Raw genomic sequence first — 465 nt, forward strand, 5'->3', positions numbered from 1 at the left:
GCACAAGCTTGCCAACATCGAATGAATATCAAAACGAAAAGTTAGCTAATGAATTAAAATCGTTATTAGATGAACTAAATGTTAATGAATTAGCTACTGGAAGTTTAAACACTTATTATAAGCGAACTATAAAAATTTCAGGTCAAAAAGCAATGTATGCTCTTAAGTCAAAAGACTTTAAGAAAATGTCAGAAGCAAAATATCAACTTCAAAAGATTTATAACGAAATTGACGAAGCACTAAAAAGTAAATATTAAAAAACCACCCGTAAAAGGGTGGTTTTAATTTTCTAGATAATATAAAAGTGTTCATAAATAAAACAGTATAGGCAAACAATAAAGTATTGAAAAAAGTAAGTTTAATATGAAAATTGTTAAATGAACGACATCTTTAGTTTTTATAAATATCAAGAAAATAATCACACTCAAAATAAATAACGAAACTCAAGTCATAGGCGTCCATACA

The 465-nt window shown here is 26.7% G+C and carries 1 protein-coding gene; it reads left to right on the plus strand.

What is annotated here, in order from left to right:
- The coding region (scn, locus tag A6013_RS24255; protein ID WP_139128295.1) for a complement inhibitor SCIN-A at positions 1-257 on the plus strand (257 nt) is incomplete at its 5' end.
- Between the last annotated feature and the right edge of the window lie 208 nt (positions 258-465).

Origin of the sequence: Enterobacter sp. IF2SW-B1, assembly GCF_001743375.1 — a bacterium.
GTDB lineage: Bacteria > Pseudomonadota > Gammaproteobacteria > Enterobacterales > Enterobacteriaceae > Enterobacter > Enterobacter bugandensis.